Here is a 25,144-nt window from a genome sequence, read left to right on the forward strand (position 1 = left end):
CCCGGAGGGGTCTATTTCATTCAGTAATACTTCAAGTAGTCGTTTCCAGGAGTTCCGGCGAGTTCCGACGCGCTTCCCGCTCAGCGGGAACAGCTCGTTCCGCGCCCGGACCGCCCGGCGTACGTTCCTCGCCATCGAACCGGAATCCGATCCCGGACACCCGAAGATCCTTGATCTGAGAAGGGGACACCATGAGTGACGAAGAGGTCCTCGCAGCGGTCCGCGCCCTCGCCCCCGCCCTCCGCGAGCGCAGCGCGGAAGCCGAAAACCTGCGCAAGGTCCCCGAGGCGAGCATCAAGGAACTCGCCGCCACCGGCTTCTTCCGGCTGCTCCAGCCCAAGGCCCACGGCGGGTACGCCGCCGACCCCGCCCTCTTCTACGCCGCCGTCAAGGACATAGCCAAGGCCTGCGGCTCCACCGGCTGGGTCGCCTCCGTCGTCGGCGTCCACCCCTGGCACGTCGCCCTCTACGACCCCCGCGCCCAGGAAGAGGTCTGGGGCCAGGACCGCGACACGCGGATCTGCTCCTCCTACGCCCCCACCGGCAAGGTCACCCCCGTCGACGGAGGCTTCACCCTCAGCGGCCGCTGGCACTTCTCCTCCGGCTGCGACCACACCGACTGGGCCCTGCTCGGCGGACTGGTCACCGACGCCGAAGGCCGCCCCGTCGACATGCGGACCTTCCTGATCCCGCGGTCCCAGTACCGCATCGACGAGGTCTGGGACACCGTCGGCCTGCGCGGCTCCGGCTCCAACGACATCGTCGCCCGGGAGGTGTTCGTCCCCGAACACCGCGCCCTCAGCTTCGGCCCCGTCACCGCCCTCCAGGTACCCGGCCACCGCCTCAACCCCGAGCCGCTCTACCGGCTCCCCTACGCCTCCGTCTTCACCACCACCATCTCCACCCCCATCGTCGGCATCGCCGAAGGCGCCTACGAGGACTACGTCTCCGCGACCCGCGAACGCTTCCGCATCTCCTACGGCCAACAGGTCGCAGAGGACCCCTTCGCCCAGGTCCGCATCGCCCGCGCCGCCAGCGACATCGACGCCTCCTGGCTCCAGCTCCAGCGCAACGTCTCCGAGCTCTACGCCCTCGCCGAACGCGGCGAGGAACTCCCCACACCGCTGCGCACCCGGGCCCGCCGCGACCAGGTCCTCGCCACCGAGCGCTGCGTCGCCGCCGTCGACCTCCTCATGGAGAACGCGGGCGGCAGCGCCATGCGCACCGGCCCCAACCCCGTCCAGCGCGCCTGGCGCGACGTCCACACCGGCCGCGGCCACGCCGCCAACGACCCGGAGCGGGCCCTGGTCCTGTTCGGACAGGGCGCCCTCGGCCTCGACATCCAGGACACGATGCTGTGAGCGCGCAGGCACTCACGTACGAGAACACCTCCCGCACCGCCAAGGCCGGTGCCCTGAAGCTGCACTACCACGAGGCCGGCCCTCCCGACGCACCCGTCGTGATCATGCTGCACGGCGGCGGGCCCGGCGCCTCCGGCTGGTCCAACTTCGGCGGCAACCTGCCCCACTTCGCCGAACGCTTCCGCACCCTGCTCGTCGACCAGCCCTGCTACGGCCGCTCCGACAAGCCGGAACCCGACCGCGACTACTTCGGCTTCAGCGCGAACGCCGTCATCGCCCTCATGGACGAACTCGGCATCGAACGGGCGCACTTCATCGGCAACTCCCTCGGCGGAGGCACCGCCACCCGGCTCGTCCTGGACCACCCCGAACGCGTCGGCAAGCTCCTGCTCATGGGCCCCGGCGGGATCTCGCTCAACCTCTTCTCCGCCGACCCCACCGAAGGCATCAAGCGGCTCTTCGAGTTCAGCCTCGCCCCCGAGCCCACCCGCGAGCAGATGCGGACCTTCCTCACCACCCTCGCCCACGACCCGGCGATCGTCACCGACGCCCTCGTCGAGGAGCGCTACGCCCAGGCCACCGACCCCGAAGCCCGGCTCGGCAACGCCCGCATGGGCGCCTCCTTCGCCAAGTGGCCCGAGGCCGCCATGCTCTGGCGCGAAGCGCACCGCATCAGCCGCCCCGTCCTGCTGACCTGGGGCCGCGAGGACCGCGTCAACCCGGTCGACGGCGCCTTCCTCGCGCTGAAGACCATCCCCGACGCCCGCCTGCACGTCTTCCCGCACTGCGGTCACTGGGCGCAGACCGAGGCCGCCGACGAGTTCAACCGCCTCGCCACCGACTTCTTCCTCCACTGATCCCGGCACCCATCCCGGCACCCATCCCGGCACCGATCCCCGCACCGATCCCACCGAGGAGTTCCCGCATGGACATCCGCGCACTCGGCTACCTCCGCATCGAGACCGCCGACCTCACCGCCTGGCGCACCTACGTCCTCGACATCCTCGGCATGGCCGAAGCCGCAGGCACCACGGACACCCGCCTCAACATCCGCATCGACGACCGCACGCACCGCTTCCAGTTCGTCGCCGGTACCCAGGACCGGCTGCTCGCCGCCGGCTTCGAGGTGGCGAACGCCCGCGCCCTCGAAGACGCCGCCGCCGAACTGGAGAGCGCCGGCCACCCCGTCAAGCAGGGCGACGCCGAGACCCTCGCCGACCGCCGCGTCCAGGGCCTGATCCACTGCGAGGACCCCAGCGGCAACCCCCTGGAGATCTACTGGGGCCAGGCCCAGGACCACACCCCGCTCGCGGCCCGGTACGGCAACCGCTTCGTCACCGGCGGGCGCGAGGGCAATCTCGGCCTCGGCCACGTCGTCCTGCCCGCCGCCGACACCGAGGCCACCCTCGACTTCTACGAGAACCTCCTCGGCTTCCAGCTGCGCGACTCGATGCGGCTGCCCCCGGTCGCCGTCCCCACCGGCAAGCCCGGCCAGGACTTCTACTGGATGCACTTCCTCAGCCCCAACCGCCGCCACCACAGCCTCGGGCTCTACCCCGGCGCGCTGCCGCCCGGCATCGTGCACTTCATGGTCGAGCTGGAGACCCTCGACGACGTCGGCTACTGCCTCGACCGCATGAACGCGGCGGGCATCCCCATCGCCTCCACCCTCGGCCGGCACTCCAACGACCACATGGTCTCCTTCTACGCCCAGGCCCCCGGCGGCTTCCAGGTCGAGTACGGCTGGGACGGCCTGCTCGTCGACCCCGCCACCTGGACCGCGAAGGAGATCACCGCGGACAGCTTCTGGGGCCACCAGTGGAACGGCTGACCGGCCCCGCCACCGGCGCGGTCGACCCGGCAGCCCCGGTCGATCCCGCCGTCTTCCGCGAGGTCCTCGGCGCCTTCGCCTCCGGCATCACCGTCGTCGCGGCCGTCGCGGACGACGGCCGCCCGGCCGGGCTGGCCTGCCAGTCCTTCGCCTCCCTCTCCCTCGAACCGCCGCTGGTCCTGCTCTGCGTGGGCAAGGGCTCCTCCAGCTGGCCCAAGGTCCGGGCCGCCGGCCGGTTCGGCGTCAGCATCCTCGCCGAGGAGCAGCGCGCCGTCTGCGAGGCCCTCGGCCGCCGCGGCGAGGACAAGTTCGCCGGCGTCGACTGGGAGCTCTCCGCCCACGGAGCCGTCCGCGTCAGCGGCGCCCTCGCCACCGTCGACTGCGCCCTCGAAGAGGTCCACGAGGCGGGCGACCACTACCTCGTCACCGCCCGGGTCCTCGAACTGAGCGCCCGCGACGGCGGATCACCCCTCCTCTACTACCGCAGCGACTACGCCACCGGAGCCTTCGGATGACCGCCGAGCACCTCACCGAGCACGCCTACGACGTGGTGGTCGTCGGCTCCGGCGCCGCCGGATTCGCCGCAGCCGTCACCGCCCGACTGCGGGGCCTGAGCGTCCTCGTCGTGGAGAAGACCGACACCTACGGGGGTTCCACCGCCCTGTCCGGCGGCGCGATCTGGGTCCCCGGCAACTTCCACCTCGACCGCGCCGGCCTCGCCGACACCCGCGAGAAGGCCCGTGCCTACCTCGACGCCACCGTCGGCGACCGGGTCCCGGCCGCCCGCAAGGACGCGTACCTCGGTCACGGGCCGCGCATGGTCCAGGAGTTCCACGACCGCACCGAGATCCGCTTCATGTACACCCCCGGCTACTCGGACTACTTCCCCGAGGCCCAGGGCGGCATGGCGCAGGGCCGCTCCATCGAACCGTGCATCGTCGACTTCAAACGGCTCGGCGCGCTCGGCGCCTCCATGCGCCGGGCCGGACTGCCCACGTACGGGCTGACCATGACCTCGTACGACTTCCGCTTCCTGAACATGGTCAGCCGGACCTGGGCGGGCAAGAAGACCTCCGTCAAGGTCGGCCTGCGCGCCGTCAAGGCGCTGGTCACCGGCCGCAAGCTGCTCTCCCTCGGCGAGGCGCTCGTCGCCCGCATGCGGCTCTCCCTGGACGCGCTCGGCGGCGAACTGTGGCTGTCGGCGCCCCTGACCGGCCTGGTCACGGACCCGGCCGGCCGGGTGACGGGCGTACGGGTCCTGCGCGCCGGGCGCGAAGTGACCGTAGCGGCGCGGGGCGGGGTGGTGCTGGCCTCGGGCGGGTTCTCGCACGATCAGGCACTGCGCGAGAAGCACCTGCCCGCGCCCACGTCCACGGCCTGGACGCACGCCGCGGAGGGCCAGACCGGCGACGCCCTGAAGCTCGGTGAGGAACTGGGGGCCGCCACCGATCTGCTGGACAAGGTCTGGGGCGCGCCGTCGGTGTGCCCGCCGGGGGAGAAGCCCTTCTTCCTCGTCGCCGACCGGGGCATCCCCGGCATGGTCATCGTCAACGAAGCGGGGGAGCGCTACGCCAACGAGGCCCTGCCGTACCACGCGTTCGTGGACCGGATGTACGCCGAGGACCGGCCGGACGCCAGGACGGTGCCGTCCTGGCTGATCCTGGACGCCCGCTCCAAGGCCCGGTACATCTTCGCCGGGCTCTTCCCCGGGCAGCCCTTCCCCAAGAAGTGGCTGGAGTGCGGCTTCCTGAAGAAGGCCGACACCGTGGAGGAACTGGCCCGGCAGATCTCCGCCCCCGCCCTGCCCGCCGCGATCGCCCGCTTCAACTCCTTCGCCGAGGTGGGCACCGACAAGGACTTCGGGCGGGGGGAGAGCGTCTACGACCGCTACTACGGCGACCCGACCCTGCCCAACCCGAATCTGGCACCGATCGAGAAGGGCCCCTTCTACGCCGTCCCCGTGCACCCGGGGGACATCGGTACCAAGGGCGGCCTCGTCACGGACACCGACGGCCGGGTGCTCCGCGAGGACTCCACCCCGATCCCGGGCCTCTACGCCTGCGGCAACTGCTCGGCGGCGGTGATGGGGGAGACCTACCCCGGGCCGGGCGCGACGATCGGCCCCGCCATGGCCTTCGGCTGGGCCGCCGTCAACGCGATCGCCGCCGGGCTGGACTAGGCCGTCCCTTCCGGACCGTGCCGGTCCTGCCGGACTACCGGACTACCGGACTACCGGACTACCGGACTACCGGACTACCGGACTACCGGACTACCGTACTAGGAGAGCTTGCCGCCGTAGTCCGGCAGCTTGACGGTGCGCTCGGCGTGGCCGCCGACCAGGTCGCTCTGGTTGTTGCCGATGTTGGCGATGATCGTGTAGCCGCGCGCCTCGATCTCCGCCCGCTTGGCCGTCTTGTAGGCGCTGACCTCGCCGAACAGGGCGGGCAGATCGCGGACGTAGAGGCCCGAGACGGGGTAGCCGACCGCCTTGAGGTTGCGCTCGGTGAGGGAGTACACGATCCCCGGGCGGGCGGTGACGAAGAAGATCGCGACCCCGCGGTCGTTCGCGTACCGGGTCAGGTCGCGGACCTGGGCGATCGCGGGGGTCGGGAAGGTCCAGAACCAGTGGAAGTCCGTCTCCAGCGAGGAGTTGTCGATGTCGAGGACGATCGCCGGCTTCTCGCCGGCCGGCGCGGCGGCGATCCGCTGCTCGATGCCGGGGCGGGCCGCGTCGATGACGGCGGAGACGTCGCGCTGCCAGGTGGCGTAATCGATGCCCAGGATCGCCGCGTTGCCGCCGGGCGCGGAGGCGGTGACGGCGGTGACGGCCGCGGCGGGCATCCGGGCGGGGGCCGCCTGGGCGGTGGCGGCCGGAACCAGGGCCAGGACGGCGGCGGCTGCGGCCACTGCGGCGGCAGTGGTACGGGTGCGGGTGCTGCGCATGGGGGACGCTCCTCGATCACGGGTTGGCATGTACGTGACCAGGCTGGGGATCGCCCGCCCTCATGTCTACCGGCCGGTAAGTAACTTTTCATGGCCGGTCGGTGAACCTCCGTCACGCATTTCGAGTCAGGTGTCGCATTCCAGCACCGTGTGACACAGCCCGCAGCGGGCCCGGACCGGCCCGCGGTGGGCCGGCAGCCGCAGCTGCCGGCCGCACGCCGGGCACGGGAAGCTCACCCGCAGCCCGTCCGCGTGCACCTCGAAGCCGTACGCCGCCCCGGGCGCGGCGGCCCCGGTCCGGCGGGCCGCCGCGTACCGCAGCCGCTCCGGGCGGCCCGCGGCCGCCAGGGGGGCCCGGCGCAGGTCCCGGTCGGCCCGGGCGCGGCCGCGCACGTACGCCTCGTAGGCCTGCGGGCTGGTGAACCACGCGGAGAGGTCCTCGCCGCCGAGGAACCGGCCGCGCTTGGCCAGGACGTAGCCGAACTCCTCCGGGGTGAGGTAGCCGAGCTTCTGGTGGGTGAGATCGTCCTCCCGGTAGGCGTCGAGCAGCAGCCAGCCGGCGCCGAGGTAGGCGGCGGCGGTGTCGGTGAGGATCTCGTTCTCCGCGGTGGTGGGGAAGCTCAGGCCGAGGCGGTGCAGCAGCACGTGCGTGACCTCGTGCGCGAGGGCGGCCGCCAGATCGCGGCGGTGGACGCGGAAGCGGTCGTTGACCTCGACGAAGTACTCCGGCCCGGCGGCCAGTTCCACGGTCGCCGCCTCCTCCATCGCCCGGAAGCCCACGATCAGGCGCGCGTCGGGCAGCCGCAGGGCGCGGACCATCGAGGAAGCCACCCGGTGGGCGCCCGGGTACAGGTCCTCGGAGGCGGGGAAGGCCGCGTCGGCCGGGGCGAAGGGGGTGTCGTAGGCGCGGATCCCGTCGGCGGACAGCCGCCGGAACAGCGCGGTGACGGCCGCGCGAACCGTCTCCAGATGAGGAAATCCGTGCTCGATCGGGCTGCTGCGCCGACCGTTGTGCGTCATGGGGTGCCTCCGGCCGGAAGTTGTCCGAAAACGCGTTCTTGAAGCCCTCCGTACGGGCGGTGTGTCATGTCCCCGTCACCCCTGCGGTCCAACCCGCCCGTCACGAGGTGACACGCACGGCCCAACCCCCCACGAAAGGCAGTGTGTCGACTGTGTCCAGCCTCGTCACCACCCTCAAGCGCGCCCTCGCCGTCGGAGCGGTCGCCCTCGCGGCCGTCAGCCTCCAGCCCGGCACCGCAACCGCCGGCACGGCGCCCGTCGTCGGCGGAACGCGTGCCGCCCAGGGCGAGTTCCCCTTCATGGTCCGGCTCTCCATGGGCTGCGGCGGCGCCCTCTACACCCAGCAGATCGTCCTCACCGCCGCCCACTGCGTCGGCAGCTCCGGCAACAACACCTCCATCACGGCCACGGCCGGAGTCGTCGACCTGAACAGCAGCAGCGCCATCAAGGTCAAGTCCACCAAGGTGCTCCGGGCCCCCGGCTACAACGGCACGGGCAAGGACTGGGCCCTGATCAAGCTCGCCAAGCCCATCAACCTGCCCACCCTCAAGATCGCCGACACCAAGGCCTACGACAACGGCACCTTCACCGTCGCCGGCTGGGGCGCCACCCGGGAAGGCGGGGGTCAGCAGCGCTATCTGATGAAGGCCACCGTCCCCTTCGTCTCCGACGCCTCCTGCCAGGACTCCTACGGCGGCTCCCTCGTGCCCGCCGAGGAGATCTGCGCCGGATTCGAAGCCGGCGGCGTCGACACCTGCCAGGGCGACTCCGGCGGCCCCATGTTCCGCCGGGACAACGCCAACGCCTGGATCCAGGTCGGCATAGTCAGCTGGGGCGAGGGCTGCGCCCGCCCCGACTACCCCGGCGTCTACACGGAGGTCTCCACCTTCGCGGCGGCGATCAAGAGCGCGGCCGCCACGCTCTGACCGACCCCCGGGCGTGTTGCCCTCCTCCTCTTCCTCCCCCTCCCGGCCCATCCGGTGGGGGCCGGAAGAATGAGGCGCAATGACCCACATGTCCGTAAGGTCGACCGCAGTACCGCGAGGCCGGAACGACGCCGTTCCGGCCTCGCGGCATGCTCCCGGCGGTCTGCTGTGCGGTTGCGGGCCGAGGCGCCCGCAGGTCCCATGGAGAGATCCCACCGCGTGGGAACGCCGGGGAGACCGGGACGGCACAGGCAACGGGCGACAGTGGGGCAGGCGGCGCATGGCGATCAGAGTGATCATCGCGGACGACCAGGAGATGGTCAGGACCGGCTTCCGGATGATCCTCGAAAGCCAGCCGGACATCGAAGTGGTCGCCGACGTCGAAGACGGCGAAGCCGCCCTCGCGGCCGTCGCCGAACACCGCCCCGACGTGCTGCTCCTCGACATCCGCATGCCCAAGCTGGACGGGCTCGAAGTCACCCGCCGGCTCTCCGGCCGCGAAACCCCCCGCATCGTCATCGTCACCACCTTCGACCTCGACGAGTACGTCCACGCGGCGCTCCAGGGCGGAGCGTCCGGCTTCCTCCTCAAAGACGCGAGCCCGGCCATGCTGGTTGAAGCGGTACGGGCGGCAGCCGTCGGAGACTCCCTCGTCTCACCCGCCATCACCGTACGGTTGCTGCGCGAAATGGCCCACCGCACCCCGGCGGCCGCCGCGGCCGCCCGCCGCCCGGCGGAGCCCCTCACGGACCGGGAACGCGAGGTCGTACGCTGCCTCGCCCGCGGGCTGACCAACGCCGAGATCGCCGGGGAACTCTTCGTCTCCCTCTCCACGGTCAAGACCCACCTGGCCAACGTCCAGGCCAAACTGGACGCCCGCAACCGCGTGGAAATCGCCGCCTGGGCCTGGGAAAGCGGCCTGGCAGGCACCCCGGCGTGACCGTCCCCCACCCCCCGAACACCTCCGGCCACGGACCGCGCACCACCCGGCAAACCCGCCTCCGCCACGGTTCGTGCGCTGCCGAGCCTCGCCGCTGTCCGGGCGCCGCCGGGCAAATCCAGCCTCGCCGGCGTTTGAGGCGCGGGGTCTGGGGCGGCGCCCCAGGAAGCCGGCGCACGCCGTCCCCGACGACCCCGGCCGCCACGGGTCCGGGCAGCGCCCGGCTGCACAGCCGCCCCCTGCTGCGCCGAAGCCCGCACACCCCCGGCGGAGCCACCCGGCCCCGGGGTGGAGCCACCCGCACGGAGCCCCGTACAACCGGCGGAGCCACCCGCACGGAGCCCCGTACAACCGGCGGAGCCACATGAGCCCCCTGGGGCCGTGGGCCCGCCGCCACCCCTACGCCGCGGACTGGATCCGCATCCTCCTCTCGGTCACCCTCCTCGCCCTCGTCACCTTCGAGGGCGTCGTCCTGGCCCGCCAGCCCAGCACCCCGCACGCCGCCGTCTGGGTGTCGGGCATCCTCGTCTGCCTCAGCGCCGCGCCCTGGCCGGGCATCCCGCTCATCGCCCGCGCCTGGTTCGCCTCCGCCGTCACCTGGGCCGTCACCCTCTCCCTGATCTTCGGCAACCACCCCCTCGTCGTCTGGGGCGGCGGCGAGGCCATCGCCCTGCTCGTCCTCCTCACCCAGGTCCTGCTCCGCGCCCCCGCCCGCACCGCCGCCGTCCTCGCCCCCCTCCTCGGCCTCGGCTGCATGTCGGTGCCCGTCCGCGACGCGGACCCGGGCCGCTTCACGCTGCTCTTCTCCGTGCTCGCCGTCGTCGTCACCGCGTACTCCCTGCTCCTGCGCCTGCAGTCCGTCCAGCGGGTCCGCGAGCTGCGCGCCGTACGCAGCGCCGAGCGCCTGGAACTGGCCCGCGAGCTCCACGACCTCGTCGCCCACCACGTGACGGGGATCGTCGTCGAGGCGCGCGCCGCCCGCTACACCAAGGTCTCCGCCGAACGCGCCGGCGAGATCTTCGGCCGCATCGAGGCCGCCGGGGACGAGGCGCTCGGCTCCATGCGCCGCCTGGTCAAGATCCTCCGCGAGGGCGCCGCGGACACCGACCCGGAGACGGGCAAGGGTCCCGGTCACGCCGGCTCCGCCGGTACGGCCCCCGTCGCCGGCCTCCGGGAGATCCGCGGGCTGACGGAACGGTTCGCCGCCACCGGCCCGCCCGTCGTCCTCTACGTGGAGGAGGGCCTGGAGGCCCGGCTCCCCGCCGACGTCGCCGCCACCGCCCACCGCATCGTCCTCGAAGCCCTCACCAACATCGGCAAGCACGCCGCCACCGCCACCGCCGTCCGGGTCGGCCTGCGCACCGTCCCGGCCGGCCTGGAAGTCCGGATCGCCGACGACGGCGGCCGCCCCGCGAAACTCTCCGAGAACGCCCGCGGCGGAGGTTACGGCCTCGTCGGCATGGCCGAACGGGCCGAAGCCCTCGGCGGCTCCCTCACCGCCGGCCCCGCCCCGGAGGGCGGCTGGCTGGTCACGGCGCTCCTCCCACTCTGACTCTCCGACCTCTCCGACCTCTCTGACCTTTCCGACCCCCACCCACTTGTCGATTATCGATATGGTCCTCTACTCTCGGGCATATCGAAAAACGATAGGGGGGAACGCGGTGACCACGCGACTCACGAAAATCCTGGCTTCACTCACCTTCGCGCTGGCGGTCCTCTGGGGGCTCACCTTCCTCGGCACGGCCTTCACGCACCTGACCGACGACGGAGCGGTCTGCGTACAGACCGGCTTCTGGGCCAACGCCACGCTGGAGGGCGGCCTGCCGGTCGGCAAGGGCGTGGAAGCGTCCAGCAGCGCCGCGCGGCTCTGCCAGAACGACCCCTCGACGGCGCAGCGCGCCGCCGACCTCGGAAGCCGGCTGCCCTGGCTGCTGTTCGCCTCCCTCGCCCTGCTGCTCTTCTCCCGACTGCTGAAGGCCGTCGTGTCACAAGGGCCGTTCACCGACGAGGTGGCGCGAAAGCTCACCGTTCTCGGCTGGTCCGTCACCCTGGGCACACCGCTCGCGGGCCTCGTCGTAGGCTGGTCCGAATCCTGGCTCGCCGCCAGCATGGTGCCCATGCTGGACTCCGGGCCGACGGTCGCCGAACCGCAGGTACTCATCCTCGCCGGCCTCGCCGCCGTCATCATGGGGAAGATCATGCGCGAGGGCGTGCGCATGCGAGAGGACCTCGAAGGGACCATCTGATGCCCGAAGAGGAAATCCACGCGATCCGGATCCACCTCGACCAGGTCCTCGCCGACCGCGGCATGACGCTCACCGAACTGTCCGCACAGGTCGGCATCACCGTCGTCAACCTGTCCGTGCTCAAGAACGGGCGGGCCAAGGCCATCCGCTTCTCCACCCTGTCCAGGATCTGCGACGTCCTCCAGTGCCAGCCGGGAGACCTCATCACCCACGACCCCGCCACCGAGCCCGCCTAGGCCGTCTCAATGGTCGATCGGCCGAAGAACCGACCTCGCGCGCCACGTATTCTCGGTGACCATGAACACCAGGGACATCGATGAGAACGTCACCGCCGAGCTGGCCCGGCTCAGGGACAGCATCGACAACATCGACGCGGCCGTGGTGCACATGCTCGCCGAGCGGTTCAAGTGCACCCAGCAGGTCGGCCACCTCAAGGCCCGCCACCAGCTGCCCCCGGCCGACCCGGGCCGCGAGGCCAGCCAGATCGCCCGGCTGCGCCAGCTCGCCGAAAACGCCAAGCTCGACCCCGCCTTCGCCGAGAAGCTCCTCAACTTCATCATCGCCGAGGTCATCCGCCACCACGAGACGATCGCCGCAGGCGAGGGCGAGGGCGAGGACGAAGGCGAAGGCGCAGAATAGGAGCTGGGGCCCGGCGCCGCCATCCGGCAGCATGGGCCCCATGTCCGCACTGACGCGCAACGAAGCGCAGCTCCGAGCCCGGCTCCTCGACGTCCGGCACTACGAGGTCGCCCTCGACCTCACCACCGGCGACGAGACCTTCGAGTCCCGCACCGTCATCCGGTTCACCGCACGCACCGCCGGCGACACCTTCGTCGAGCTGAAACCGGACGAACTGCGCTCCGCCGCCCTCGACGGACACCCCCTGGACCCGGCCACCCTCACCGACGGCCGCCTCCCCCTCACCGGCCTCACCGAAGGCCCCCACGAGCTGCGCATCGCCGCCCGCATGCGCTACTCCCGCACCGGCGAAGGCCTGCACCGCTTCACCGACCCCGCGGACGGCGAGACGTACGTCTACACCCAGATGTTCCTCGACGACGTCCAGCGCGTCTTCCCGGCCTTCGACCAGCCCGACCTCAAAGCCGTCTTCGAGTTCACCGTCACCGCCCCCGCGCACTGGACCGTCCTCGCCAACGGCATCACCACCCGCATCGGCGAACGCCTCGGTGACGGCGGCGACGGCTCGGGCGACGGCTCCGCCTCCGAAGCCGGCATCTGGGCCTCCGCCCCCACCCCCGTCATCTCCACCTACCTCGCCGCCGTCGCCGCCGGTCCCTGGCACAGCGTCCGCACCGAACACGCAGGGCTCCCCTTCGGCATCCACTGCCGCCGCTCCCTCGCCCCCCACCTCGACGCCGACGCGCAGGAAATCCTCGACCTCACCACCGCCTGCTACGACCGCTTCCACGAGAAGTTCACCGAGCCCTACCCCTTCGACTCCTACGACCAGGCCTTCGTACCCGAGTTCAACGCCGGCGCCATGGAGAACCCGGGACTGGTCACCTTCCGCGACGACTACGTCTTCCGCTCCGCCGTCACCGACGCCGAACGCCAGCGCCGCGCCGTCACCATCGCGCACGAAATGGCCCACATGTGGTTCGGCGACCTCGTCACCCTCAGCTGGTGGGACGACATCTGGCTGAACGAGTCCTTCGCCGAGTTCATGGGCTACCAGACCCTCATCGAAGCCACCCGCTTCACCGAGACCTGGACCGGATTCGCCATGGAACGCAAGCCCTGGGGCTACGACGCCGACCAGCGCCCCTCCACCCACGCCGTCGCCCCCGACGCCGCCGCCGTCCCCGACACCGCCTCCGCCCTCCTCAACTTCGACGGCATCTCCTACGCCAAGGGCGCCTCCGCCCTGCGCCAACTCGTCGCCTGGCTCGGCGAGAAGGACTTCCTGGCCGGCATCAACACCCACTTCGCCCGCCACAAGTTCGCCAACGCCTCCCTCGCCGACTTCGTCGACTCCCTCGCCGCCCACACCGACCGCGACGTCCACACCTGGGCCGAGACCTGGCTGCGCACCACTGGCGTCGACACCCTCACCCCCCGCCTCGAAGAGAGCCACGGAGGCTGGACCCTCACCGTCGACCGCACCGGCAACCGCCCCCACCACATCGCCGCAGGCCTCTACGACCGCGCCCCCGACGGGGCCATCGAACCCCGCGAGGTCCTCGCCCTCGACGTCCCCTCCGACGAGATCCTCTCCGTGAGCGGCCCGCGCCCCGCCCTCCTCGTCCTCAACGACGGCGACCTCACCTACGCCAAGGTCCGCCTCGACGAGACCTCACTGGAAACCGCCCTGCGCGGCATCTCCCGCATCCCCGACCCGCTCACCCGCGCCGTCGTCTGGAACTCCCTGCGCGACATGGTCCGCGACGGCGAACTGGCCGCCGACGACTACCTGGCCACCGCCGAAGCCCACGTGCCCGAGGAAACCGACCTCGCGATCGTCCAAGGCGTCCTCGCCTTCACCCGCACCCAGATCGCCGACCGCTACATCATCCCGATCCGCCGCACCCACGCCCTCACGACCCTCACCGCCATCGCCCGTGACCTGCTGCGCCGCACCGAGGACGGCACCGACCCCGGCCTGCGGCTCCTCGCCGTCCGCACCCTCGCCGACAGCGCCACCCAGCCCGACACCATCGCCGGCTGGCTCGCCGAAGGCACCGTCCCCGGCGGCCCCGAACTCGACCCCGAACTGCGCTGGCGCATCCTCGCCCGCCTGGCCGTCCTCGGCGCCGCCGGCGAAGCAGAGATCGACGCGGCCCTCGCCGCCGACCCCAGCGCCACCGGCCAGGAAGGCGCCGCCCGCTGCCGCGCCGCCCTCCCGACGGCCGAGGCCAAGGCCGCCGCCTGGGAGCGCCTCTTCCACGACGACTCCCTGTCCAACTACCTCTTCACCGCCACCGCCCAGGGCTTCTGGCAGCCCGAACAGGCCGATCTCGTACGGGACTACGTACCGCGGGCCTACGCCGAGGCCGTCACCCTCGCCGCCCGCCGCGGCCCCGCCATCGCCGAAGCCGCGGGCCGCTGGGCCCTCCCCGGCCACGAAATCACCGAAGCCAACCTCGAGGCCGGCCACGAAGCCCTGACCGCCCCCGACATCACCCCCCTCCTCCACCGCAAGCTCGCAGACCACCTCGACGACCTCACCCGAGCCCACCGCACCCGCCGCTGACCCCCCACCCCGGTCCACCAAACGGCGAACGCCCGACCTACCCACCACCGGCTTACCCGACACCGGCCCCCGGCCCCCACCCCGACAGCGGCTGGGGGCCGGAGGCCCGGCCCCGGCCTGCCCCGCCTGACCCCGGCCTGCCCAGTGCCCCCGGCCACGGCCTGGTCCCCGCCGCCCCCGGCCCCGCCCGCCGGGGGCGGCGAGACCAGCCCGCCCCCGGCCGGGCCCCTCACGCCGGCCAGCGCGCCTCCGCCCGCCGAGAGGCCACCCGGCGCACCACCGGCACCAGCAGCCGCACCAGCCCCCAGATCGCCGCCGCATTGAGCACCGCTCCGACCAGCAGCGCCGTGTAGAAGCCCCACCCGCCCCCCGAGCCCAGCGATCCGAGCGCCGACGGATCCACCACCTCCCCGCCAGGAGGCGACGCGGGCTCCGGATCCGTGTGGAGCAGGACTTCCGGCATGACCAGCGGTCCCGGACCGTCCAGGAACACGTCCGCCACCACGAGACTGAACGGCGCGGTGAGCGACAGCGACCACACCCTGGCGAACCACACGTCCCCGCTCCGGCTCACCACCTCCACCCACACCTGCACGGCGAGCACCAAGGCCAAGTACCCCACGGGCAACCACACTTCGAGCCGAGACCGGCGTCGTCGTTCCATTGCGCCCCCGTCATCCATCCACACGCGTGTCCACTCCGACGGCCAGTATCGGAACGACGGAGCCCCCGCGCCTGAGTACCCCTACTCAGGCCGCACACCCCTCCCTCCCGGCCACCACCGACGGCTTGAAATCAACCACGCATAAACCCGGGCGGTTACCCCATTCGGGTCGGATCGTTGTACCCCCCGGGTGCCCGACCCCAGCAGAGCGGCACCACCCGCCGCCGAACCGTTCCCGTGAGGACAACCGCATGACAGCGCCCCCCGGCACAGGCAGACGCGGCACCGCCCCGCTCGCCGGCGGACCCCACGGCCCCGACGCCCTGCAACCACTCCTCGCCACCGTCCTCGACGCCCTGCGCACCGGAGCCCGCGCCCGCGGCGGCCCGCTCCCGGCCGGCGGACCCGAAGCCGTCACCGCCCGCGTCACCGCCGCCCTCGGCGAGGTGTTCCCCGACCACGGACACGGCGACCACGAAGCACTACGGACCCTCGTCCACACCCTCACCGCCGGCGCGGCCGACCCCGCCGACCCCCTGTGCGCAGCCCACCTGCACTGCCCGCCCCTCGCCGTCGCGGCCGCCGCCGACCTCGCCGCCAGCGCCCTCAACGCCTCCCTCGACTCCTGGGACCAGGCCCCCGCCGCCTCCGCCCTCGAAACCCTCCTCACCCGCACGCTCGCCGCGGAGTTCCACGACACCCCCCACCCCGACGCCGTCCTCACCACCGGCGGCACCGAAGCCAACCACCTCGCCCTCCTCCTCGCCCGCGAACGCCACGGCCCCCACCTCACCGTCCTGCACGGCGCCAACGCCCACCACTCCATCCCGCGCGCCGCCTGGCTCCTCGGCCTGCCCCCCACCCGCAGCCTCCCCACCCCCACCGGCACCCTCACCCCCGCCACCCTCGCCGAGGCCCTCGCCACCACCACCGGCCCCGTCCTCGTCACCGCCACCGCCGGCACCACCGACGCCGGCCTCATCGACCCCCTCGACGCCCTCGCCGACCTCTGCGACCACCACGGCGCCGACCTCCACATCGACGCCTCCTACGGCGGCCTCCTCCACCTCAGCCCCCGCCACCGCCCCAAAGTCACCGGCCTGCACCGCGCCCGGTCGATCACCCTCGACCTGCACAAACTCGGCTGGCAACCCATCGCCGCCGGACTCCTCACCGTCCCCGACACCACCCTGCTCACCCCCCTCGCCCACCAGGCCGACTACCTCAACGCCCCCGACGACACCCGAGCCGGCCTGCCCGACCTCCTCGGCCGCTCCCTGCGCACCTCCCGCCGCGCAGACGCCCTCAAGATCGCCGCCACCCTGCGCTCCCTCGGCCGAGACGGCCTCACCCACCTCATCGACCGCACCTGCGCCCGCGCGGACCAGCTCGCCCGACTCCTCGAAGCACACCCCGCCTTCGAACTCCACGCGGCGCCCACCATCAGCACCGTCCTGTTCCGGCCCACCCACGCCGACGACACCGCACTCGCCACCCTCCGCCGCACCCTCCTCCAGGGCGGCACCGCCGTACTGGGCCGGGCCACCGCCGACGGCCGCCTGTGGCTCAAGGCCACCCTGCTCAACCCCCACACCACGGCGGGGGACCTGGACGCCCTCGTGAACCTCCTGGAAGGCAGCACCCACCGATGACCGCCCAGCTCGATGCACCCCACGACCTCGTCGGAATCGGCATCGGCCCCTTCAATCTCTCCCTCGCCGCACTCGCCCACGGCCTGCCCCAGCAAGGCGCCCCGGAACTCGCCACCGCCTTCTACGACCAGCGCCGCGACTTCCGCTGGCACCCCGGACTCCTCATCGACGGAGCCACCCTCCAAGTCCCCTTCCTCGCCGACCTCGTCACCCTCGCCGACCCCACCAGCCCCTGGTCGTTCCTCAGCTACCTCAAGCACAAGGAACGCCTCTTCCCCTTCTACTTCGCCGAGAGCTTCCACATCCAGCGCGCCGAATACGACGCCTACTGCCGCTGGGTCGCCGGCCGCCTGCCCGGACTCCACTTCGGCCACCAGGTCGACGCCGTCCGCTGGAACCCCGAACGCGACCTCTTCGAAGTCGACTTCACCCAAGTCGACGCCGACGGAGAAGCCGAAGCCCTCGGCCGCACCTACACCCGCAACCTCGCCCTCGGCATCGGCACCGCCCCCTACGTCCCCGAACCGCTGCGCCCCCTCGCCGAAGCCCCCACCGTCCCGGTGATCCACTCCTCCGAGTACCTCGACAACCGGCAGCGCATCCTCGGCGCCGACCACGTCACCGTCATCGGATCGGGCCAGTCCGGAGCCGAGGTCTTCCTCGACCTGCTCCGCTCCCGCCCCGCCGGCCGCGAACGCCTCACCTGGCTCGCCCGCACCCCCTCCTTCGCCCCCATGGAGTACTCCAAGCTCGGCCTGGAACACTTCACCCCCGACTACACCCGCTACTTCCACTCCCTCCCCGAACCGGTCCGCGACCGCCTCGTCCCCGCCCAGTGGCAACTCCACAAGGGCATCGACGCCGCCACCATCGCCGCCATCCACGAGGAGCTCTACCGCCGCACCCTCGACGGAGGCTGGCCCGACGCCGTCCTCACCCCCGGAGTCAGCGTCCGCACCGCAGGCCGCGTCGCCACCACCAAGGTCGAACTCCACCTCGAACACGTGGACCAGGGCACCCGCTCACGCCTCACCACCGACGCCGTCGTCCTCGCCACCGGCTACCGCGAACGCCCCCTTGCCCGCCTCCTCGCCGGCCTCGACCCCTACCTGCGCAAGGACTCCTCCGGCCGCCCCCGCATCGACGACCGCTACCGGATGATCACCGACCCCGCCGTCACCGGCAGCGTCTTCGTCCAGAACGGGGAACGCCACACCCACGGCGTCGGAGCCCCCGACCTCGGCCTCGCCGCCTGGCGCAGCGCCGCCATCCTGAACACCCTGACGGGCAAAGAGCCCTACCCCCAGCCCACCCGCACGGCCTTCACCACCTTCGGCCTCGAACAGCGGGAGCACACCCGGCCCCAACCCGCCGGCGAACTGCTCCCACTGGTCGAGCACCCGTAAGGAGAAACGTTTAGAAGACCACTGGTTCTGAAGACCTCCGCTTTAGAAGACCGGTGTCCCGGCTCGGGTCAGCCGCCAGTCCACAGACGCGAACTGCGCCGGGTCCACCGTCCCCTTCGCCTTCACCCACTGGATGATCGTGTTGCGTATTTCATCCGAGTTCGCCCACAGCTGCTTCGACTGCGGCACGTGCGGGAAGTTGCCGCCACCCGAAGCCCGGTAGTTGTTCACCGCCAGCACGAACTGCGCCGCCGGATCCACCGGCTTCCCCTGGAACGACAGCCCCGAGATCCGCGAACCCACCGGCTCGGCAACGTCGACGTCGTACGTCAAGCCGTACACGGCGTCGTAGTTGTAGTCCGGCGTACCCTCCGCATTCGTCAGCTTCGCCGGATCCACCACCTCACCGGGAGCCGTCCGCACGTAGTACTTCGCCGAATACTCCAGATAGTCCTTGACCTGCGCACCCGTCAGCAGCCGCGCCTCCAGCGTGTTCTCGAACGGATACAGACCCGCCGCATCCCGGATCGTCACCTGCCCCGCCGGAATCGCCGCCGTCCGCGAGAAGCACGAAGCCTGGGACAACACCGGCAGCGCACCCCACTCCGTACCCGCCAGCGCGCCCTTCACCGTCTCCGCCTGCACGTGGTTGATCAGATCGATGATCGCCACGTCCTTGACCGGCCCCTCCACCGAGGACATCGCCTGCGTCGACGTACCGATCACCTGGTTCACATACGCCACGACCTTGCGGTGCTCGTCCGACAGCAGACCCACTATCTTCGGGTCCTCCACCGCCGTATTCGAATTCAGCACCCGGGCCGAGACCTTCGCCACCGACCAGCAGCCCTTCGACCACGTCAGCTCGAAGTCGAACAGCGTCAGCCGCTGCCCCCACTTCAGCGGCTCGGACAGCACCACGTCCTTGCCCGTCGCCTTGTTCCGCACCCGGTACTCAGGGATCTCCGTGTGCGCGTGCCCCACCAGGATCGCGTCGATCCCCGGCACCTGCTCCGCCACCAGACCCGCCGCGTTCTCGATGTACGGCAACTGGTCCCCGTAACTCGACGTACCGCTCGAACCCGAATGCGCCGACACGATCACCACATCCGCACCCAGCGACCGCAGCCGCGGCACGTACTTCGCGGCCTGCTCCTCAAGACCCGGGAACGTCATCTTCCCCTGCACGTTCGCCTTGTCCCAGATCGCGATCCCCGGATTCGTCAGACCCAGCACCGCCACCTTCACATCCCGCCCATGCGGAGTCCGCAGCCGGTGCATGCTGTACGGCGGGAACGCCGGCCGCAGCGTCTTCGCATCCAGCGCGTTCGCCCCCAGCAGCGGGAAATCACACTGCTCCTCGAACTTCCGCAGCACCGGAATGCCGTAATTGAACTCGTGGTTCCCCAGCGCCGCCGCGTCATAACCGATCGCGTTCATCGCCTGCGCCATCGGATGCACCGGACCACGCCGCGCGGTGATCGGATCCACCTTCGCGTAGTAGTACGAAAGCTGCGTCCCCTGAATGGTGTCCCCGGCATCGATGAGCAGCGTGTTGCAACGCCCCTTCTCCGCCCGCACCTGGTTCACCAGCGTCGAGATCTTCGCCAGACCGACGTCGTTGTGCGCCTTGTCGTCGAACTCCTTGTCCGTGAAGTAGTCCCAGTTGAAGACGTTTCCGTGCAGGTCCGTCGTCCCCATCACCGTGAACGCGTACGTCTTCGACCCCGCCGCCGAAGCGCCGCCGGCCACCGCCTCGGCCGCGGCGGCCGGGGTGCTCGTGGCCCCCGCCAACGCCACGGCCGCACCCGTCGCAGCCGAAGTGCCCAGGAATGTCCTACGGTCCAAAGCCATGCCATCTCCCCTTGTGAGGTGCGTGCACAGATAGGCAACGCGCGTAGATTCTGACCCAGCAGTAACAAGCCGCAACACCCCCACCAGGTTTCGATCCGATGACCACGCCCGTACGAGCAGCAGTGCGAGAGTGAATCCATGACCCAGGACGCATCGCACCAGCCCTACGGAACCCCCGAAGTCCCCCGCGTCGCAGTCCGCGGCGAAGCCACCCTCGAAGTCGACCCCGAGATTGCCCGCATCGGCATCACCGTCAGCGCCCGCGGCACCGACCGGCGCACCGCCCTCGAAGACCTCACCCGCCGCAACAACGCCGTCCTCGACCTCGTCAAAAGCTACGGCGACCCCGTCGAAAAACTCGAAACCGGCGCCTTCTCCATCACCCCCGAACTCACCCGCCACGGCCGCGGCGAACGCATCCGCGCCTACCACGGACGCGTCCACCTCACCGCCGAACTCAACGACTTCACCACCCTCGGCGAACTCACCACCCGCCTCGCCGACCTCGAACTCACCCAGGTCGACGGACCATGGTGGGCCCTGCGCCCCACCTCACCCGCCCACGGCGAAGCCCGCCGCCAAGCCGTACTCGAAGCCGTCCAGCGCGCCCGCGAATACGCCGCCGCACTCGGAGCCGAACTCGCCGCCCTCGTCGAACTCGCCGACCTCGGAGCCGAGAACGCCCCCACCCCCTTCCAGGCAGCCGGCTCCGGCATGCGCACCATGGCCTTCAGTACCGCCGAAGACGCAGGCGCCCCCGCCCTCGACCTCGAACCCCAGCGCCAGACCGTCTACGCGCAGGTGAACGCACGCTTCACGATGACCCCTCCCCGGCTCTGACCCCAGCTCCGAAAGAACCGAACATTCGGTGCCCCGGGGGTGCTCATCAGAGCACCCCCATGCACATTCAACAATTGTCAACAAGCTTTTGCTCAAAGGTTGTTGAGTGGACACTCGGAACCAATTTCCTACTCCCTGGTAGGGGCATACGCTCGCCTCATGCGCCGAGCGAAAATCGTATGTACCCTGGGCCCCGCCACCGACTCATACGACCAGATCAAAGCCCTGGTCGAAGCCGGAATGGACATCGCCCGCTTCAACCTCAGCCACGGCACCTACGCCGAACACGAGGACCGCTACCAGCGCGTCCGCAAGGCTGCCGACGAAACCGGCCGCAGCGTCGGCATCCTCGCGGACCTTCAAGGCCCGAAGATCCGCCTGGGCCGCTTCCGCGAAGGCCCCGTACTCCTTGAACGCGGCGACGAATTCACCATCACCGTCGAAGACCACGAAGGCGACCGCCACACCTGCGGCACCACCTACAAAGGCCTCGCCGGAGACGTCACCACCGGCGAACGCATCCTCGTAGACGACGGCCGCGTCACCCTCGAAGTCACCGCCGTCGACGGACCCCGCGTCCACACCCGCGTCATCGAAGGCGGCATGGTCTCCGACAACAAGGGACTCAACCTCCCCGGCGTCGCAGTCTCCGTACCCGCCCTCTCCGAAAAAGACATCGAAGACCTCCGCTGGGCCCTGCGCATCGGCGCCGACGTCATCGCCCTCTCCTTCGTCCGCAGCGGAAGCGACATCGACGACGTCCACCGCATCATGGACGAAGAAGGCCGACGCCTCCCCGTCATCGCCAAGGTCGAAAAGCCCCAGGCAGTCGAAAACATCGACGACATCGTCGCCGCCTTCGACGGCATCATGGTCGCCCGCGGAGACCTCGGCGTCGAAATGCCCCTGGAACAGGTCCCGATCGTCCAGAAGCGAGCCGTCAAGCTCGCCAAGCGCAACGCCAAGCCGGTCATCGTCGCCACCCAAATGCTCGACTCGATGATCGACAACTCCCGGCCCACCCGCGCCGAAGCCTCCGACGTCGCCAACGCCGTCATCGACGGCACCGACGCCGTCATGCTCTCCGGCGAAACCAGCGTCGGCAAATACGCCATCGAAACCGTCCGCACCATGGCCCGCATCGTCGAAGCCGCCGAAGAAGACATCCTCGCCAAGGGCCTCCCCCCGCTCACCGACCGCAACAAGCCCCGCACCCAAGGCGGAGCAGTCGCCCGCGCCGCCGCCGAAATGGGCGACTTCCTCGGCGCGAAGTTCCTCGTCGCCTTCACCCAGAGCGGAGACACCGTCCGCCGGCTCTCCCGCTACCGCTCACCCATCCCCCTCCTCGCCTTCACCCCCGACCCCGCCACCCGCTCCCAGCTCAACCTCACCTGGGGCGTGGAAACCTTCCTCGGCCCCCACGTCGACTCCACCGACGCCATGGTCGCCCAGGTCGAAGAAGAACTCCTGCGCATCGGCCGCTGCGTACCCGGTGACGTCGTCGTCATCACCGCCGGCTCACCCCCCGGCGTCAGCGGATCCACCAATCTCGTCCGCATCCACCACATCGGCGACGCGGTCCGCTGACACCGCCCACCGGCGACCGCAGCGACTACAGCACCTCACGTATAAGACGCACCGCGTCGGGCAACACCACACGGCTCTCACCCGTACTCGGGAAATGCCCGCCCGACGCGGTCACCCGCGCCTCCGCGCCCAGCTCCCGCACGAACCGCAGCACATGCTCGCCCGTCGCCTCCCCGGTCACCGGGTCATCCGCCGCGTGCAGCACACGGAACTCCCGAGCAGCCCTACGGATCCGCTGCCAGTCGAACTCCGGCGAGAAGAACGGCGCCAACGCGTCATACCCCACCTCGCCGGACATCGACGCCACGAACACCACCCCCGCGAACGCCCCCTCGGCCTCCGTGTCGTGCTCCTGCAGCAGCCGCAGCACATTCACCCCACCGAGACTGTGACCCACCAGCACCGTCTCACCGGCCGGCGCACCCTCCGTCTCCTCCCGTAGCCCCTTCAGCCACGCATCCGGCTCCGGAGCGAACGGCTCGGGGAAGTTCGGGATCCGCACCTCGTGCCCCTCCGCGGCGAACTCCTCACCCGTCGCCGTGTACCAGTGCTCCCCGGCGCTCATCCCGTACCCGTGCGCGATCACGATCTTGCCCATGGCTCCACCCCTCGCATCCCTCGACCCCTCGGTCGACCCTTCAATCGAAACGCTACGCCGCGTTTCGATAAAACGCTAGGGCTATCGTGAAGCCGTGTCAATCACTCCTTCGAGCAACTCTTCGAGCACCCCGCCCCGCACCGGCGGCCGCCTCCGCAACGAAGACGCCCACCACTCCGTCCTCGAAGCCACCGCCGCACTCCTCGTCGAGAACGGCTACGGCGCCCTCACCATCGAAGGCGTCGCCAAGCGCGCCAACGTAGCCAAGAGCACCGTCTACCGCTGGTGGAAATCCAAGCCCGCCCTCGTCATGGACGCCTACGCCCACGAAACCGCCGCCCGCGTCCCCGCACCCGACACCGGCACCCTCACCGGCGACCTCACCGCCTTCGTCGCCGACCTCTACCGCATCGGCCGCGACCCCGTCCGGGCCAAAGCCCTCACCGGCCTCATGGCCGAAGCCCAGCTCGACCCCGCCTTCGCCGAACCCTTCCGCGCCTGGGTCACCACCCGCCGCGAGGTCGTCGCCACCCTCCTGACCCGGGCCGTCACCCGCGAGGAACTCCCCGCCGGCACGGACCTCGACCACGCCATCGACCTGGTCTTCGGCCCCTTCTGGTACCGCCTCCTCGTCGCCCACGCCCCCCTCGACCCCGCCGACGCGGAAGCCCACGTGACGACCGTCCTGCACGGCCTGGCAGGCGCCAAGTAGCCTTGACCTCAACCAGACTTGAGGTCATAGCCTCTCGGCATGACGACGATCAGGACGTACTCACAGGACCAGCTCGCGGCCCAGCCCATCGGATACTGGGCCCGCGAGGCCGCCAACCTCGTCATAGGCGGCCTCCGCGCCGCCCTCGCCGAGGAGAACCTCACCCAGCCCCATTGGTGGACCCTCAACCACGTGGCCGCGGCACCGGCCCACTGGAAGCGGGCGGCCCTCACGGAGAAGCTCGCGCCCTACGACGACCAGAACACCGACTTCGACGCGGTCTACGACGACCTCGCGGCCCGGGGCTGGCTCACGGAGACGGACGGGGTGCTGGCCCTGACCGAAGCAGGAGAAGCCGGCCGCGTCCGTGCGCACGACCGCAACGCGAAGGTGCACGGGCGGATGCGGGAGGGTGTGGACGATGCGGCGTACGCGGCGACCATCGACGGCCTGCGCCGCATGGTCGCCAACCTGGGCGGCAGCGGCGACCTGCCGGGCTAGTACTTCGGCCCGATGTGGGCGTCCATGAGCGCGACGGACTCTTTGCGGGCGATGGACACGTTGAACGGGTCGCAGCCCCGGGCCAGGATCGTCCACTGGACGCCGACCTTGGCGAGGGTGTCCGTGCAGAGCTTCCGGATGTCGTCGGACTTGTTCGTGAAGAAGTACCGCGGGTACTCGTAGCGCTTGCCGTTGCGGACGGTCCAGTTGGTGACCCGGCACCCGTCCGAGTGGATCAGCCCCCGGATGAACTCCCACGGGTGAGCGTCCACGATGGCCTGCTGCCAGTCTTCGAGGACGATGCGCCGCTCATGCTTCTTGCCGGGCCCGTGCTGCGGGAACAGGCATGTGAGGTGCTTCGAGTACACCTTGACGTCGTGGCAGCCGACTTTCCTCGCCCGGCACACCTGATTGAACGGGAATACGCGCCGTATCGCCTCTTCCGCAGCATTCATGAGGCCAGGCCACTTGTTGTCGCAGGTGATCCTCAGGCTCGGCACGCGGTGACTCGCGGGCTGGCTTATGTGGCCGTCGCCGAGATAGAGGCCGAGTAGGTAGGAGTAGGAGGCCGGGTCCGTGAGGGGAGTGCAGGGGCTGGCCTGGTAGAGGCGGGGGAGGGGCTCCAGCCGTACTCGCCAGGAGCGGATTGAGGCTCGGGAGATGCCGGTTTCCTTGCTGACGGAGCTCATGCTGCGGCCGTCGTCGAGCAGGCTCAGAGTGCGGATGCGCGTGGCGATGTCGTACATGCGGCCGACGCTGCTGCATGTGATGCGTCCACATGGCGGAATTTAGAAGACTTCGCCAGAAAGAGCGATGGTCACGCGAGGCTCGCGTGACCATGGAATCGAAGTT

General features: G+C 70.7%; 24 protein-coding genes. 18 read left to right on the plus strand and 6 right to left on the minus strand.

Translation table 11 applies throughout. From position 1 onward, the window contains the following. Window positions 1-191 precede the first annotated feature (191 nt). The 5 genes from hsaA (at window position 192) to AC3IX6_RS28595 (ending at window position 5,371) form a co-directional block, all read left to right on the plus strand. Complete coding sequence (hsaA, locus tag AC3IX6_RS28575; protein ID WP_489365854.1) at window positions 192-1,361, plus strand: 3-hydroxy-9,10-secoandrosta-1,3,5(10)-triene-9,17-dione monooxygenase oxygenase subunit; 1,170 nt, start codon at window positions 192-194, stop codon at window positions 1,359-1,361. Then, window positions 1,358-2,218: a 4,5:9,10-diseco-3-hydroxy-5,9,17-trioxoandrosta-1(10),2-diene-4-oate hydrolase gene (gene hsaD / locus AC3IX6_RS28580; RefSeq protein ID WP_489365856.1), complete on the plus strand. Its 861-nt coding sequence runs from the start codon at window positions 1,358-1,360 to the stop codon at window positions 2,216-2,218. Before hsaA ends, hsaD begins: the two co-directional genes overlap by 4 nt. Before the next feature lie 68 nt (window positions 2,219-2,286). Beyond that, a complete protein-coding gene (locus AC3IX6_RS28585) occupies window positions 2,287-3,192 on the plus strand; it encodes a VOC family protein (RefSeq protein WP_489365858.1) in 906 nt (301 codons plus the stop codon). Next, window positions 3,180-3,707 carry a flavin reductase family protein gene (locus AC3IX6_RS28590; RefSeq protein ID WP_489365860.1) on the plus strand — a complete coding sequence of 176 codons (528 nt, stop codon included), beginning with the start codon at window positions 3,180-3,182 and terminating at the stop codon, window positions 3,705-3,707. Before AC3IX6_RS28585 ends, AC3IX6_RS28590 begins: the two co-directional genes overlap by 13 nt. After that, window positions 3,704-5,371 carry an FAD-dependent oxidoreductase gene (locus AC3IX6_RS28595; protein WP_489365862.1) on the plus strand — a complete coding sequence of 556 codons (1,668 nt, stop codon included), beginning with the start codon at window positions 3,704-3,706 and terminating at the stop codon, window positions 5,369-5,371. Before AC3IX6_RS28590 ends, AC3IX6_RS28595 begins: the two co-directional genes overlap by 4 nt. Window positions 5,372-5,469: 98 nt before the next feature. On the opposite strand, the gene AC3IX6_RS28600 is transcribed toward AC3IX6_RS28595, so the two are convergent. Both AC3IX6_RS28600 and AC3IX6_RS28605 read right to left on the minus strand, forming a co-directional pair. Continuing rightward, window positions 5,470-6,135, minus strand: coding sequence for an HAD family acid phosphatase (locus AC3IX6_RS28600; RefSeq protein ID WP_489365864.1), 666 nt, complete (start codon window positions 6,133-6,135; stop codon window positions 5,470-5,472). A 126-nt stretch (window positions 6,136-6,261) separates the two neighbouring features. After that, window positions 6,262-7,155, minus strand: a complete 894-nt coding sequence (locus tag AC3IX6_RS28605) for a hypothetical protein (protein ID WP_489365866.1) — start codon at window positions 7,153-7,155, stop codon at window positions 6,262-6,264. Window positions 7,156-7,298: 143 nt separating this feature from the next. Between AC3IX6_RS28605 and AC3IX6_RS28610 the strand changes: the two genes are divergently transcribed. The 7 genes from AC3IX6_RS28610 (at window position 7,299) to pepN (ending at window position 14,478) form a co-directional block, all read left to right on the plus strand. Beyond that, the gene (locus AC3IX6_RS28610) at window positions 7,299-8,081 is read left to right on the plus strand and encodes a serine protease (RefSeq protein WP_489365868.1); all 783 of its coding nucleotides are present in this window, start codon (window positions 7,299-7,301) and stop codon (window positions 8,079-8,081) included. Window positions 8,082-8,361: 280 nt separating this feature from the next. Further along, window positions 8,362-9,021: a response regulator gene (locus AC3IX6_RS28615; protein ID WP_389698336.1), complete on the plus strand. Its 660-nt coding sequence runs from the start codon at window positions 8,362-8,364 to the stop codon at window positions 9,019-9,021. A 364-nt stretch (window positions 9,022-9,385) separates the two neighbouring features. Next, on the plus strand, window positions 9,386-10,573 hold the full coding sequence (locus AC3IX6_RS28620; RefSeq protein ID WP_489365870.1) for a sensor histidine kinase: 1,188 nt from the start codon (window positions 9,386-9,388) through the stop codon (window positions 10,571-10,573). A gap of 109 nt (window positions 10,574-10,682) precedes the next feature. Continuing rightward, on the plus strand, window positions 10,683-11,267 hold the full coding sequence (locus tag AC3IX6_RS28625; protein WP_489365872.1) for a DUF2975 domain-containing protein: 585 nt from the start codon (window positions 10,683-10,685) through the stop codon (window positions 11,265-11,267). Beyond that, window positions 11,267-11,503: a helix-turn-helix domain-containing protein gene (locus AC3IX6_RS28630; protein ID WP_489365874.1), complete on the plus strand. Its 237-nt coding sequence runs from the start codon at window positions 11,267-11,269 to the stop codon at window positions 11,501-11,503. Before AC3IX6_RS28625 ends, AC3IX6_RS28630 begins: the two co-directional genes overlap by 1 nt. A gap of 61 nt (window positions 11,504-11,564) precedes the next feature. Beyond that, window positions 11,565-11,906, plus strand: a complete 342-nt coding sequence (locus AC3IX6_RS28635) for a chorismate mutase (RefSeq protein ID WP_489365876.1) — start codon at window positions 11,565-11,567, stop codon at window positions 11,904-11,906. A 40-nt stretch (window positions 11,907-11,946) separates the two neighbouring features. Continuing rightward, window positions 11,947-14,478: an aminopeptidase N gene (gene pepN, locus AC3IX6_RS28640; protein ID WP_489365878.1), complete on the plus strand. Its 2,532-nt coding sequence runs from the start codon at window positions 11,947-11,949 to the stop codon at window positions 14,476-14,478. Between the two features lie 229 nt (window positions 14,479-14,707). On the opposite strand, the gene AC3IX6_RS28645 is transcribed toward pepN, so the two are convergent. Beyond that, window positions 14,708-15,160: an SCO4225 family membrane protein gene (locus AC3IX6_RS28645; protein ID WP_489371587.1), complete on the minus strand. Its 453-nt coding sequence runs from the start codon at window positions 15,158-15,160 to the stop codon at window positions 14,708-14,710. A 233-nt stretch (window positions 15,161-15,393) separates the two neighbouring features. On the opposite strand from AC3IX6_RS28645, the gene AC3IX6_RS28650 reads away from it, so the two are divergent. Both AC3IX6_RS28650 and AC3IX6_RS28655 read left to right on the plus strand, forming a co-directional pair. After that, window positions 15,394-16,794 carry a pyridoxal phosphate-dependent decarboxylase family protein gene (locus tag AC3IX6_RS28650; RefSeq protein ID WP_489365880.1) on the plus strand — a complete coding sequence of 467 codons (1,401 nt, stop codon included), beginning with the start codon at window positions 15,394-15,396 and terminating at the stop codon, window positions 16,792-16,794. After that, complete coding sequence (locus AC3IX6_RS28655) at window positions 16,791-18,200, plus strand: lysine N(6)-hydroxylase/L-ornithine N(5)-oxygenase family protein (RefSeq protein ID WP_489365882.1); 1,410 nt, start codon at window positions 16,791-16,793, stop codon at window positions 18,198-18,200. The genes AC3IX6_RS28650 and AC3IX6_RS28655 overlap by 4 nt, the downstream gene beginning before the upstream one ends. Window positions 18,201-18,242: 42 nt before the next feature. Here the strand turns inward: AC3IX6_RS28655 and AC3IX6_RS28660 are convergent, their stop codons facing one another. After that, window positions 18,243-20,054: a bifunctional metallophosphatase/5'-nucleotidase gene (locus AC3IX6_RS28660; RefSeq protein ID WP_489365884.1), complete on the minus strand. Its 1,812-nt coding sequence runs from the start codon at window positions 20,052-20,054 to the stop codon at window positions 18,243-18,245. A 138-nt stretch (window positions 20,055-20,192) separates the two neighbouring features. On the opposite strand from AC3IX6_RS28660, the gene AC3IX6_RS28665 reads away from it, so the two are divergent. Together AC3IX6_RS28665 and pyk are read left to right on the plus strand one after the other, a co-directional pair. Continuing rightward, window positions 20,193-20,894 (plus strand): SIMPL domain-containing protein, encoded by a 702-nt coding sequence (locus AC3IX6_RS28665; protein WP_489365886.1) that lies wholly within the window; start codon window positions 20,193-20,195, stop codon window positions 20,892-20,894. Window positions 20,895-21,053: 159 nt separating this feature from the next. Beyond that, window positions 21,054-22,481 carry a pyruvate kinase gene (gene pyk / locus AC3IX6_RS28670; protein ID WP_489365888.1) on the plus strand — a complete coding sequence of 476 codons (1,428 nt, stop codon included), beginning with the start codon at window positions 21,054-21,056 and terminating at the stop codon, window positions 22,479-22,481. A 25-nt stretch (window positions 22,482-22,506) separates the two neighbouring features. On the opposite strand, the gene AC3IX6_RS28675 is transcribed toward pyk, so the two are convergent. Beyond that, window positions 22,507-23,079: an RBBP9/YdeN family alpha/beta hydrolase gene (locus AC3IX6_RS28675; RefSeq protein WP_489365890.1), complete on the minus strand. Its 573-nt coding sequence runs from the start codon at window positions 23,077-23,079 to the stop codon at window positions 22,507-22,509. 94 nt (window positions 23,080-23,173) lie between these two features. Between AC3IX6_RS28675 and AC3IX6_RS28680 the strand changes: the two genes are divergently transcribed. Together AC3IX6_RS28680 and AC3IX6_RS28685 are read left to right on the plus strand one after the other, a co-directional pair. Then, window positions 23,174-23,791, plus strand: a complete 618-nt coding sequence (locus tag AC3IX6_RS28680; RefSeq protein ID WP_489365892.1) for a TetR/AcrR family transcriptional regulator — start codon at window positions 23,174-23,176, stop codon at window positions 23,789-23,791. 39 nt (window positions 23,792-23,830) lie between these two features. After that, complete coding sequence (locus tag AC3IX6_RS28685; protein WP_489365893.1) at window positions 23,831-24,292, plus strand: MarR family transcriptional regulator; 462 nt, start codon at window positions 23,831-23,833, stop codon at window positions 24,290-24,292. On the opposite strand, the gene AC3IX6_RS28690 is transcribed toward AC3IX6_RS28685, so the two are convergent. Further along, complete coding sequence (locus tag AC3IX6_RS28690; RefSeq protein ID WP_489365895.1) at window positions 24,289-25,038, minus strand: helix-turn-helix domain-containing protein; 750 nt, start codon at window positions 25,036-25,038, stop codon at window positions 24,289-24,291. The two genes, AC3IX6_RS28685 and AC3IX6_RS28690, sit on opposite strands and share 4 nt — an antisense overlap. Between the last annotated feature and the right edge of the window lie 106 nt (window positions 25,039-25,144).

Source organism: Streptomyces sp. GL_141 (assembly GCF_057834385.1).

Excerpts from the sequence above, each read along its gene's own strand:
- AC3IX6_RS28630 (WP_489365874.1), top strand. The coding sequence starts at position 11,267 with ATGCCCGAAGAGGAAATCCACGCGATCCGGATCCACCTCGACCAGGTC.
- AC3IX6_RS28605 (WP_489365866.1), bottom strand. The coding sequence starts at position 7,155 with ATGACGCACAACGGTCGGCGCAGCAGCCCGATCGAGCACGGATTTCCT.
- AC3IX6_RS28620 (WP_489365870.1), top strand. The coding sequence starts at position 9,386 with ATGAGCCCCCTGGGGCCGTGGGCCCGCCGCCACCCCTACGCCGCGGAC.
- AC3IX6_RS28635 (WP_489365876.1), top strand. The coding sequence starts at position 11,565 with ATGAACACCAGGGACATCGATGAGAACGTCACCGCCGAGCTGGCCCGG.
- AC3IX6_RS28675 (WP_489365890.1), bottom strand. The coding sequence starts at position 23,079 with ATGGGCAAGATCGTGATCGCGCACGGGTACGGGATGAGCGCCGGGGAG.
- pepN (WP_489365878.1), top strand. The coding sequence starts at position 11,947 with ATGTCCGCACTGACGCGCAACGAAGCGCAGCTCCGAGCCCGGCTCCTC.
- AC3IX6_RS28650 (WP_489365880.1), top strand. The coding sequence starts at position 15,394 with ATGACAGCGCCCCCCGGCACAGGCAGACGCGGCACCGCCCCGCTCGCC.
- AC3IX6_RS28655 (WP_489365882.1), top strand. The coding sequence starts at position 16,791 with ATGACCGCCCAGCTCGATGCACCCCACGACCTCGTCGGAATCGGCATC.
- AC3IX6_RS28660 (WP_489365884.1), bottom strand. The coding sequence starts at position 20,054 with ATGGCTTTGGACCGTAGGACATTCCTGGGCACTTCGGCTGCGACGGGT.
- AC3IX6_RS28595 (WP_489365862.1), top strand. The coding sequence starts at position 3,704 with ATGACCGCCGAGCACCTCACCGAGCACGCCTACGACGTGGTGGTCGTC.
- AC3IX6_RS28600 (WP_489365864.1), bottom strand. The coding sequence starts at position 6,135 with ATGCGCAGCACCCGCACCCGTACCACTGCCGCCGCAGTGGCCGCAGCC.
- hsaA (WP_489365854.1), top strand. The coding sequence starts at position 192 with ATGAGTGACGAAGAGGTCCTCGCAGCGGTCCGCGCCCTCGCCCCCGCC.
- AC3IX6_RS28645 (WP_489371587.1), bottom strand. The coding sequence starts at position 15,160 with ATGGATGACGGGGGCGCAATGGAACGACGACGCCGGTCTCGGCTCGAA.
- pyk (WP_489365888.1), top strand. The coding sequence starts at position 21,054 with ATGCGCCGAGCGAAAATCGTATGTACCCTGGGCCCCGCCACCGACTCA.
- AC3IX6_RS28585 (WP_489365858.1), top strand. The coding sequence starts at position 2,287 with ATGGACATCCGCGCACTCGGCTACCTCCGCATCGAGACCGCCGACCTC.
- AC3IX6_RS28690 (WP_489365895.1), bottom strand. The coding sequence starts at position 25,038 with ATGTACGACATCGCCACGCGCATCCGCACTCTGAGCCTGCTCGACGAC.
- AC3IX6_RS28685 (WP_489365893.1), top strand. The coding sequence starts at position 23,831 with ATGACGACGATCAGGACGTACTCACAGGACCAGCTCGCGGCCCAGCCC.
- AC3IX6_RS28615 (WP_389698336.1), top strand. The coding sequence starts at position 8,362 with ATGGCGATCAGAGTGATCATCGCGGACGACCAGGAGATGGTCAGGACC.
- AC3IX6_RS28665 (WP_489365886.1), top strand. The coding sequence starts at position 20,193 with ATGACCCAGGACGCATCGCACCAGCCCTACGGAACCCCCGAAGTCCCC.